This is a genomic window from Globicatella sp. HMSC072A10 (genome assembly GCF_001811625.1).
GTDB classification, from domain to species: Bacteria; Bacillota; Bacilli; order Lactobacillales; family Aerococcaceae; genus Globicatella; species Globicatella sanguinis.
In genome coordinates, this window is record NZ_KV805659.1 from 1 (window position 1) to 9857 (window position 9857).

The window sequence follows — 9857 nt, forward strand, 5'->3', positions numbered from 1 at the left end:
TATCAAGATACTCTGATATAGGACGCTTACCTCAAACTCCTATCCTTCTAAAATCGTCGGGAAATCGGGAAGTCTCCTATGTCGTCTTATGTGTCTCCTCTCTGAAACCGTCGGGGTTTCGGGGAATGGTTATACCCATATCTCAATCGGACGACGCGAAAAGAACCCTCCGTCTGGAAGGTTCTCTTGTTTGGAACTGTTTGTCTCGTGGCCAATGTCTTGAGTGAGTCACTCTGGTTCTTACGGGGGATACCAACATTCAATTTTTGTTGGAACACAACAATCACATTTGGTACGAGTGGGCCTTTGAAAGATACGTCGACAGCGACGACTATACGGGACCGAACATGACTGATTTTGGTCTGCGCGTCTTAGAAGATGATGCTTTCAAAAAAGTTTATGACGAGGAAATGTTAAAATTCCAAGACAAGGTTCTAAATGATCTGGAATTCTTTCAAAAACATGGTGAATTGGGAGATGTCTACGGCAAACAGTGGCGCGCTTGGCAAACACGTCAAGGGGAGACTTTGGATCAGATTGCCGACGTCATTGAGCAAATCAAAGAGAATCCAGATTCAAGGCGTTTGATTGTTTCGGCTTGGAACCTGGAAGGTGTGCCCAATATGGCCTTACCTCCATGTCATACTTTGTTTCAGTTCTACGTTCAAGATGGAAAATTAAGCTGTCAATTGTATCAAAGAAGCGCCGATTTGTTCTTAGGGGTTCCTTTCAATATCGCCAGCTATGCCTTATTGACCCATCTGATTGCCCGTGAAACCGGTTTGGAAGTGGGAGATTTCGTGCACACCTTTGGCGATGCCCATTTATATACCAATCACATGGAACAAGCCGAACTTCTTCTCAGCCGTGACCCTAAAGATTTACCGACGCTTGTTATCGATTCAGACACGCCCATGGATGAATTAAGTGTGGATGACATCCGAGTGGAAGGCTATGACCCACACCCAGGAATTCGTGCACCCATCGCCGTTTAAAAAGGAGAGTGCCAGTGATTATCTTTGTATACGCCCAAGACCAACAAGGAGGCATTGGTGTCAACAATCAATTGCCTTGGAATCTACCCAATGATTTAAAGTTCTTTAGAGACACAACTATGGGACATACCATATTGATGGGACGCAAAACTTTTGAATCTCTCGGCAAACGCCTACTTCCAGGACGAAAAACAATTGTTTTGTCTCGAGATCCTCATTATGGTGCCGACATTCAGGGCCTGACTGTGATTACTGATCGTCAAGAAGCCTTGGATATGGCCACTCAAGAAGCCCTCATGGTCATCGGTGGAACAGAAATTTTTAATTTATTTTGGGACGATGTGAATAAAATTATCCGCACCAATATTCGACATACCTATGAGTGCGATACTTTTATGCCACCCATTGATCCAGAAGTTTTTATCTTGGAAACGTCCATTCCCGGTGAAACCAATCCCGAAGATCCTGTCGACTATGCCTATGAGTATTGGGTACGCAAGGACACCCCATAAGCCAGTCTTTATTTCAAAAGCTCTTCCCTAAAGTCAGAGTGGGGCTTTTTCCTTTTGTTTTCTAATCTAAGAATCAAAATAAAGGAGTTGAACAAACATTGGTCAGAAGAGAAAACGCTGGGAAAATTTGTCGCTATTTTATAAATTGATCAAAGTGAAGTTGACAGAAATTATATTTTAGGCTAGACTAAATTTATCATAAAAAAGGAGACGATAGGTTATATGAATAATTTATTTAAGAGAAGCTTGGTAGTTCTTGCTGCGCTGGCTTTAATGATCGGTGGTCTATTTGTTTCAACGCCATCCGCACAAGCGGAAGCTGAGAAATTAGACGTTGTTGTTACGACCACACACATGAAGGACTTGCTTGAAGTTGTCGGCGGGGAGCACGTAAAAGTGACCGGTCTTATGGGACCTGGGGTTGACCCACACGGTTATGAACCAACCCCTTCAGACATTGATGCTGTTAATAATGCGGATTTAGTAGGATACAATGGCCTGCACTTAGAAGCCATGTTCACAGATATCTTCGAAAAGATGGCAGAATCCGATGATGTTAACATCTTCTCATTGGAAGAAGCTCTTAAAGACGGTCAAGTTCTTGACTATGTCTACGAAGACAAAGATTTAGACCTAGATCCACACATCTGGTTCGACATCCAAATCTGGCAACAAGCCACTCAATTAGTTGCTGATAAGTTAGCAGAAGTGGATCCAGACAACGCCAAAGACTACCAAGCCAATGCGGATGCATACGTGAAGGAATTGGACGAGCTAGACAAGCAAATTGCTGACTTAGTTGCTGAAGTTCCAGAAGAATCACGTTACCTAGTAACTGCTCACGACGCTTTCTCATACTTTGGTAAAAACTACGGCTTCAACGTCGAAAGTATCCAAGGTCTGAACACACAAACCGAAGCTGGTACAGGGGACATCGCTAAAGTTGCTGACCTTGTCATCGACAAGAAGATCAAAGCATGTTTCATCGAAAGTTCTGTTTCAGATCGTAACGTTAAAGCGTTGGTCGAAGCAGTCGAAGCAAAAGGTGGAAATCTAGAAATCGGCGGAGAGCTATACTCAGACGCCCTAGGTACTGACGAAGAAAAAGCAGGTAACTACATCGACGGTTATGTGACAAACATTTCAACCATTGTGAATGCTTTAAAATAACTCTTTAATATAAGAATTTTACGGCTGACTCACAGGGCCGCCGTTTTCTTATTGCAAAAATTCTCCCTGACAAGGTCTAAAAATCGATTCAGGAAAAAGTTTAGGCCAGAGTAAAATTAATGACTATCAATTGTTTTGATTCAATTAGAAAGTAGGTTCGAAAATGACTAATAATGCGATTACAGTCGATCAATTAACCGTTGCTTACGATGGGCATCCCGTCTTATGGAACGTGGATGTAAAGTTTTTGAAAGGGCAACGCACCGCCATCGTCGGTCCCAATGGAGCAGGTAAATCCACACTGCTTAATGGGATGTTGGGCCTTTTGAAGCCAATCGCCGGTCAGGTCACTTATCAATTGGACGGTGAATCTTATTGTTATGAGGAAGTCAAACGCCGCTTAGCTTACGTGCCTCAAAGAACCAGTGTAGACTGGGACTTTCCCACTTCTGCTTTGGATGTGGTTTTGATGGGAAGATATGGGCACTTAAAGTTTGGTCAAAGACCGAGTAAAGAAGACCGAGAAATTGCCAAGATGAATTTGGAACGTGTCGGAATGGGTACTTTTGCGGATCGTCAAATTTCACAACTTTCAGGCGGTCAGCGCCAGCGTGTTTTCTTAGCCCGAGCTCTTTGTGAAGACGCGGATATCATTATTTTGGACGAACCATTGGCTGGTGTAGACATGAAGACGGAGAAAATCTTGATGGATCTCTTGCGCCAGCAGGCAGAACTGGGACGAACAGTCATTGCGGTTCATCATGATTTGGATACGGTTGAAGATTATTTTGATCAAGTGGTCTTTTTGAACCGTGAAGTCGTGGCTGCAGGACCTGTCAAGGAGTTTTACACGGCTGCCAATATTGAAGAAACTTATCGACAAGACCATAACTTAGGGGAAGGGTGAGTGATGTGGATTCAATTGCCAACATTTTAAATAACCATACTTTCCAAGTGGTAGCGACGGGTACTGCACTTTTGGGTGTTTTCAGTGGAGTATTGGGAGTTTTCCTGACCTTAAGAAAGCAAAGTCTTTTGGGAGATGCCTTGGGGCATGCGTCTTTACCGGGAATTGTCATTGGTTTTATTTTAACAGGTAGCAAGAACATGTTTGCCTTATTAGCGGGAGCTACAATTTTTGGTTGGTTGGCTTCCTGGTTGATCAATTTTATTTCTCAAAGAAATTCTGTGGTCAAACAAGACAGCGCCTTGGCTTTGGTATTATCCACTTTCTTTGGATTAGGAACAGCGCTGTTAACGTCTGTTCAAAAGACGCCCAATGCCGCTCAAGCGGGTCTGCATAATTTTATCTTTGGACAAGCCAGTGGAATGCTCAAGCAAGAAGTCAATGTTTTGATCATCATTGGAATGATAATTCTTGCACTGGTCATTGTTTTTTGGAAGGAGTTCAAGATCATTACCTTCGATGCTCACTTTGCCCAAACTTTGCCGGGTCCCTACCGATTTTTTGCCTTTCTTTTGTCTCTACTGATTGTGGTAGCCATCGTAATGGGGCTTGAATCGGTCGGAGTTGTTTTAATTTCGGCCTTGCTTGTGAATCCAGCCATTGCGGCTCGCCAGTGGTCCAACCGCATGTCAGTCGTTGTCGGTTTATCGGGCCTCTTTGGTGGAATATCTGGTTTGTTAGGAACCTTCTTGAGCTCCACAGGCAAACAGATTCCTACAGGTGCCACCATTGTAATCGTCGCCACGTGTCTCACAATTATCAGTGTGTGTTTTGCACCTGAACGTGGATTAATTGCGAGACGCCGTCGTTCTCTTCGTCGTCAACGCCAATTAAAAGAAAGTCTGGCCCAGGAGAAAGGAGAATCTTTATGAGCCTCTTAATTCAAATTACCTTCGTGGCCGTTGCAGTCGCTCTTTCCTGTGCAATTATCGGAAACTTTCTGGTCTTGCAAGGTAAAACCATGGTATCCGACGCGATCACCCATACGGTTCTTCTAGGAATCGTCATAGGTTTTTTTATCACCAAAGATCTTTCTTCACCACTGCTCATGGTGGGTGCAACGATTGTGGGGGTCATTACTGTCTTAGCTATTGAAGCTTTAAGAAGTACACAGCTCTTAGACCAGGATGCGTCCATCGGAATTGTGTTCCCTTTCTTGTTTAGTATTGCCATTATTCTGTTGACCCGCTATGCTGGGGATGTTCACTTGGACATTGACTCGGTTTTTATGGGACAGTTGGGATTCACGGTCTTTGACCGGATGGTCATTGCGGGTCATGATATTGGACCACGCGCTTTCTGGATCGCCGTGGTGATTTTCTTAGTGAACCTTGGCTATGTGCTTCATTTTTACAAGGAATTAAAGGTTTCGAGCTTCGACCCTCAATACGCCCATTCCTTGGGAATTCCGACCACCTTTCTTCATTATGGGCTCATGACGCTGGTAAGTTTAACCGCGGTTGGTGCTTTTGAAGCCGCCGGATCTATTTTGGTCGTTGGTTTTATGGTGGGCCCGGCTTTAACAGCCTATCTTTTATCCGATCGGTTGAGTCATGTGATTGTTCTCAGTTTAATCATTGCGGCCTTCAATGCCATTGTCGGTGTGCATCTGGCTTACAAAATGGATTTATCCTACGCCGGTGTGATTGCGGTTGTGACAGGAATCGTTGCTATGATTGCATTCTTGTTCTCACCGCGCAAAGGTCATTTGCGTGCTTGGTTTAACCGCCGGAAACGTCAACACGCATTAAATGAAAGCATTAAAAACTTATAAGACAAACGCACGTTTAAGAGCCTTCCCATCATCACCGGGAAGGCTCTTTCTTGTAAATTTTTACCACTCAAGAATGATTCATGATAAAATAAACGCATGGTCGATGTGAGAAAAGAGAAAGAGGAGAGTCATCTATGCCGATCGGTGTCCTTGTGAATTCATTGGGAATCTTTGTTGGAGGATTATTAGGTGGAAGCGTTGGTAAGAGGCTGAGTCGAGAGGCCAAAGAATCGCTCACCATGATTTTTGGTCTTTGTGCCTTCTTAATGGCAGTTGTGAATATGATCGCCCTCGAGAATTTGCCGGCAGTTGTATTGAGCCTGATTGTCGGCCTTTTGGTAGGAATGGGCTTGCGCTTTGATGAGAAAATTAATCAGGCGGCTGCCAATATGGAACGATGGGTGGCCAAAGTGATTCCTATCGGTAATCACGGTTTAGGTTCAAAGACTTACTTTTTCCAATTGACGACCATCATTGTGCTTTTTTGTGCCAGTGGGACAGGGATCTACGGATCTTTGGAATCAGGAATGACCGGTGATCATGGGTTGTTAATCACCAAGACCCTCTTGGATTTCTTTACTGCCATGATTTTTTCCGCTAGCTTAGGGCCCGTTGTTTCCTTTATTGCGGTGCCACAGGCGATTGTTTTCTTATCCTTGTTCTATGCCGGTGAAATAATTTTGGCCTATACGACACCCGCCATAATTGCGGATTTCAAGGCAGTGGGTGGGGTCTTGATTCTAGCTTCTGCACTCAATATTTTGGAGTTAAAACGTTTACCAGTCACCAACATGATTCCAGCCATGGCGGTCTCGCTACCCATTAGTTATCTATGGATCACCTATCTGGCGCAGTTCTTCTAGAAGAATCATTCCTTCAAGCTTTGTTAGATCCAGGATATGTTATAATAATTTCATTACAAAGGAGGCTTCTCCATGAAAGAATTAACCATTGAAAACTTACACAAGACCTATGGTACCAAGACCTTATTAGATGGTATTGATCTTTCCCTACGCACCGGTGACCGGATTGGTCTTATTGGACCCAACGGCACAGGGAAAAGTTCCTTTTTGAAGACCATTGTAGGATTGGAAACCTCCGATGATGGCAAGATGATGGCACCTCAGAACTATCGCATTGGCTATTTGGATCAAAACCCGGACCTGGACCCAGATAAAACAGTTTTGGAAACTATTTATGACAGTTCTTCGCCTTTGGTCCGCTTGGTTCATGATTATGAAGACCTGCGACTTCAGTTAGAGAAAGATCCTGAGAACGTGTCCTTGCAAGAATCCTTCTTGCCCTTGTCCGAAAAGATGACGGAACAAAATGGCTGGGATTTAGAAACCCGCGCCAAGTCCATCCTGACCCGTTTGGGATTAAAAAATCTGTCCCAAAAAATTGGTGAAACGTCCGGAGGTCAACAAAAACGTGCAGGTATTGCCCAAGTGTTGATTGAAGCGCCGGACTTACTGATCTTGGATGAGCCAACCAACCACCTGGATATCGCCTCTATCCAATGGCTGGAACGTTATTTAGCCACCTACTAACTCATAGCCTTTTTTGGCACAGTACTCCGAAATGATTTGTTGTTGGGCACCAAGACTATAACCCGAGAGGGCCTGTTCTGCCGTGCTTACACGGGTATAATAGACTGCCCGCATTTTATCTTTATGAAACATCGTCTTCCTCCTCTAAAATATTTTCTCTGAACCCGGTTAAATAAATCGCGATGACCTTCTTTTCTTCATCGACTGCAATCCTCTCAATGATACTCTGGTACAGGGTGTATTGTGGAAGGGTTGGGTTGTTGTCGATGAGTAAGTTGCGGTCAATTAGATTAGTGATGGATTCAGGTATCCTGGGTTTTAACTTAAGCTTTGCTTTTCGCCCGTTCAATGCGACCAACTTATCAGAAAGTTGGTCGTCATCAAGGAGCTCCTTTTCGTAGGCATCCATAATTTGTCTCTGTCTTTGTTTTAACTTATTTTGCTTCTGCTGATTGGTTCGATCGATATCGTAGTTGGTTCGAGTGATGTGTGACTTCAGTTGGCCTGCCACGAAATCCGATTGAATAAATTGATGAAGTTTGGAACTAATGAAGTCTTCAACCTCTAAAGCATTGAGTATCATACCAGGACAGTGTCGCTTCCCTCCAGAAGTATAGAGAGAACATGAATAGTAATAATAATCCCGCTGACCGTTCAGGGTATGAGTTGGCGTACAGACAGTGTGACAGTGAGGACATTTTATCTTCCCTTGTAAAACATAACGTCTGGTCACGCGCTGTTTGAGAGTGTTTCGACTTAACTGGATGGCTTGGGCTTGTTCAAAACGCTCTTTTTGAATCAAAGGAAGCTGGTGAGAATTCGCATCGCCATATTTACTCTGGATAACTCCAGTATAGAAGGGATTGTCCAGTATGGTTTTAATGCGAGTCGCATGCCACCATTTGTTATCACGGTTAAGATTACCGGATGCGTTCAATTGTTCCGCAATCGCCTTATATCCCAGTTTATCTTGAGTATATAAATCGAATATCAGACGAACAGTTTCTGTCTCTTCCTCGTGTACCATCAACTCATCATTAATTAAGCGATAGCCGTAAGACACGTTAGCGCTCAATATCTTACCATCTTTATATTTTTGGTGATAGGCAATCTGCTGATTTTCTTTGATAATTTCCCGTTGATACTGGGCCACAGCCCCGAGCATTTGTAACATAAATACATCTTGGGCACGGTTATGACCCAACTTTTCGTTGATACTTATGACGCTAACGTTTAGATCTGAACAGAGCATTAGGAAGCTTTCAAGGTCCTTTAAGTTACGAGCGATTCGGTCATATCGCCAAACTAATAGGACATCGACAGCGTGAGTAGAAATATATTCAACCATCGCGTTAAAGTCTTCTCGGTTCGTATCTTTCCCACTCATAGCATCTTGAAAAATCGCAAGGACTTGAGTGTTATGTTGACTCGCATAATCCTCCAGCGCTTTAATCTGCGCTGGAATGGATTGTTGCTTGGGTGTAGATTGACGGGCATAAATCACAGCAGTTTTAGTCATCGTCACTCACACTTTCCAGTTGAATCAAAACTTGTACCAGTAGTTCGAGGAAGACTTGAATTTTTAAATTAGTTTCTGAAGTAGTCATTTTTTCATCTCCTTAAAAGTCTATGTCGCTGTCATCAAGGTCGAATCCTTCAGACGTCTCAATGGTCGGATTCTCTTCATTTGAATGTAGTTCATCAACAAGCGTACTTTGTAGTCGTGGATGAGAAGAGAGAGAGTAGGTAGATGTTCCTACCGGTCTGACGTCCCTCAAGCCTTCTTCCGCATACGCATCAGGAATTGAGATACGATAGCTAATATGCCTTTGACCCTCAATTACTTTCCGAGTCGTTACCCGGTCTGATTCGGAAGGAACAATCACATTTGATTCTAGCCATTTTTTTCGGACGATTCGTGCGTCTTCAAAATCCAGTTCTTTGAGTATCTTGGTTAATTGATCGCGGTAGATACAAACGGTTTGTCCCTCAATGTACCCAATCTTTGAACGACTTCCTGAAGAAATCAGACTTTGGTTTGCGAGAAGATACTGCATCAGCCTTTCATGCGCTTGTTTACCAATGTCTCTTGTTTGGTTCGCTTCATTTTCTTGGGAGACTACCAGGTCATAAATGGCTTTAACATCAACCTCTAGAATCTCAGTATCATTGAGTAGATTAGCAGTTGCTGTAATGACAGCCAATTTTTTAAACACTCGCTCACTCGTTATCGTTAAATTAGAATCATCTCTAAGTGCTTCAATGGCTTCTTCAAAATAGTGCTCAATGTCAGCGTCTTCAGTAAATAAGTACTCTATAAAAGCGGAGAGGAGCCAACCATGATTTGCTGTAATACAAGCTTTAATTGCTTCACTTTGGTCAGCTGACTCGGTCCAAGGGATATCCCTAAAATTGAAGACACGCATTTTTAAACCGGTGTTTTCGGATAAGCGGTTAAAGATATCCAGTTCGCCTGAGCTAAGGATAGTTGTTGACCATGTACTTACCTCTCTGAGTCTTCCATCACTTCTAGCTCTCGACCTACCGACACCTTCAGTCAATGTATATAACAAGCTATCTAGGTTTCTGGTGGAATTGGCACTAAGTTCATCAAAGGCAATCGGAATACCATAAACCCCTTCTAATAATCCGAGATTGGCATTGCTCGTCCCATTCCAAGAGCGAAGCAGTGACTGGTGGCCTTTATTCGGTTCACCAGCCACCGAGACAGCTAACGAGAGCGCTGTAGTCTTGCCTTTTGAACTATCACCTGAGAAATTGACTAAAAGCGTTTTAAGATCTGGGTAGCTGTGATTCAAGTGACAAATAATTGGTCCGCTCAGTCCCAAGACTACCGCTGTATTTCGCAAGTTAAAAGTGAGCCATTTC

Annotated in this window: 10 protein-coding genes and 1 pseudogene; 8 read left to right on the forward strand and 3 right to left on the reverse strand. The window is 43.4% G+C overall.

Annotated elements, in window-relative coordinates; genetic code table 11:
- Nucleotides 1–216 precede the first annotated feature (216 nt).
- The 8 genes and pseudogenes from HMPREF2811_RS03115 to HMPREF2811_RS03150 form a co-directional block, all read left to right on the forward strand.
- Nucleotides 217–995: pseudogene (locus tag HMPREF2811_RS03115) on the forward strand (thymidylate synthase); the annotation flags it as partial.
- Nucleotides 996–1009: 14 nt separating this feature from the next.
- A complete protein-coding gene (locus tag HMPREF2811_RS03120) occupies nucleotides 1010–1507 on the forward strand; it encodes a dihydrofolate reductase (RefSeq protein WP_071408063.1) in 498 nt (165 codons plus the stop codon).
- A gap of 222 nt (nucleotides 1508–1729) precedes the next feature.
- A complete protein-coding gene (locus HMPREF2811_RS03125; protein ID WP_071408064.1) occupies nucleotides 1730–2677 on the forward strand; it encodes a metal ABC transporter solute-binding protein, Zn/Mn family in 948 nt (315 codons plus the stop codon).
- Between the two features lie 163 nt (nucleotides 2678–2840).
- A complete protein-coding gene (locus tag HMPREF2811_RS03130) occupies nucleotides 2841–3584 on the forward strand; it encodes a metal ABC transporter ATP-binding protein (protein ID WP_071408065.1) in 744 nt (247 codons plus the stop codon).
- A 5-nt stretch (nucleotides 3585–3589) separates the two neighbouring features.
- On the forward strand, nucleotides 3590–4516 hold the full coding sequence (locus HMPREF2811_RS03135; RefSeq protein WP_071408071.1) for a metal ABC transporter permease: 927 nt from the start codon (nucleotides 3590–3592) through the stop codon (nucleotides 4514–4516).
- Nucleotides 4513–5418, forward strand: coding sequence for a metal ABC transporter permease (locus HMPREF2811_RS03140; RefSeq protein WP_071408066.1), 906 nt, complete (start codon nucleotides 4513–4515; stop codon nucleotides 5416–5418). Before HMPREF2811_RS03135 ends, HMPREF2811_RS03140 begins: the two co-directional genes overlap by 4 nt.
- Before the next feature lie 134 nt (nucleotides 5419–5552).
- Nucleotides 5553–6281: a DUF554 domain-containing protein gene (locus HMPREF2811_RS03145; protein ID WP_071408067.1), complete on the forward strand. Its 729-nt coding sequence runs from the start codon at nucleotides 5553–5555 to the stop codon at nucleotides 6279–6281.
- Nucleotides 6282–6353: 72 nt separating this feature from the next.
- Nucleotides 6354–6968: an ATP-binding cassette domain-containing protein gene (locus HMPREF2811_RS03150; RefSeq protein WP_071408068.1), complete on the forward strand. Its 615-nt coding sequence runs from the start codon at nucleotides 6354–6356 to the stop codon at nucleotides 6966–6968.
- Here the strand turns inward: HMPREF2811_RS03150 and HMPREF2811_RS11355 are convergent.
- The 3 genes from HMPREF2811_RS11355 to HMPREF2811_RS03160 all read right to left on the reverse strand — a co-directional run.
- On the reverse strand, nucleotides 6954–7100 hold the full coding sequence (locus HMPREF2811_RS11355) for a recombinase family protein (protein WP_168164936.1): 147 nt from the start codon (nucleotides 7098–7100) through the stop codon (nucleotides 6954–6956). The genes HMPREF2811_RS03150 and HMPREF2811_RS11355 overlap by 15 nt on opposite strands.
- Nucleotides 7090–8487, reverse strand: coding sequence for a recombinase family protein (locus HMPREF2811_RS03155; protein WP_071408069.1), 1398 nt, complete (start codon nucleotides 8485–8487; stop codon nucleotides 7090–7092). Before HMPREF2811_RS03155 ends, HMPREF2811_RS11355 begins: the two co-directional genes overlap by 11 nt.
- 100 nt (nucleotides 8488–8587) lie before the next feature.
- Nucleotides 8588–9857: DUF927 domain-containing protein (locus tag HMPREF2811_RS03160; RefSeq protein ID WP_141749241.1), on the reverse strand; the 1270-nt coding region annotated here is incomplete at its 5' end.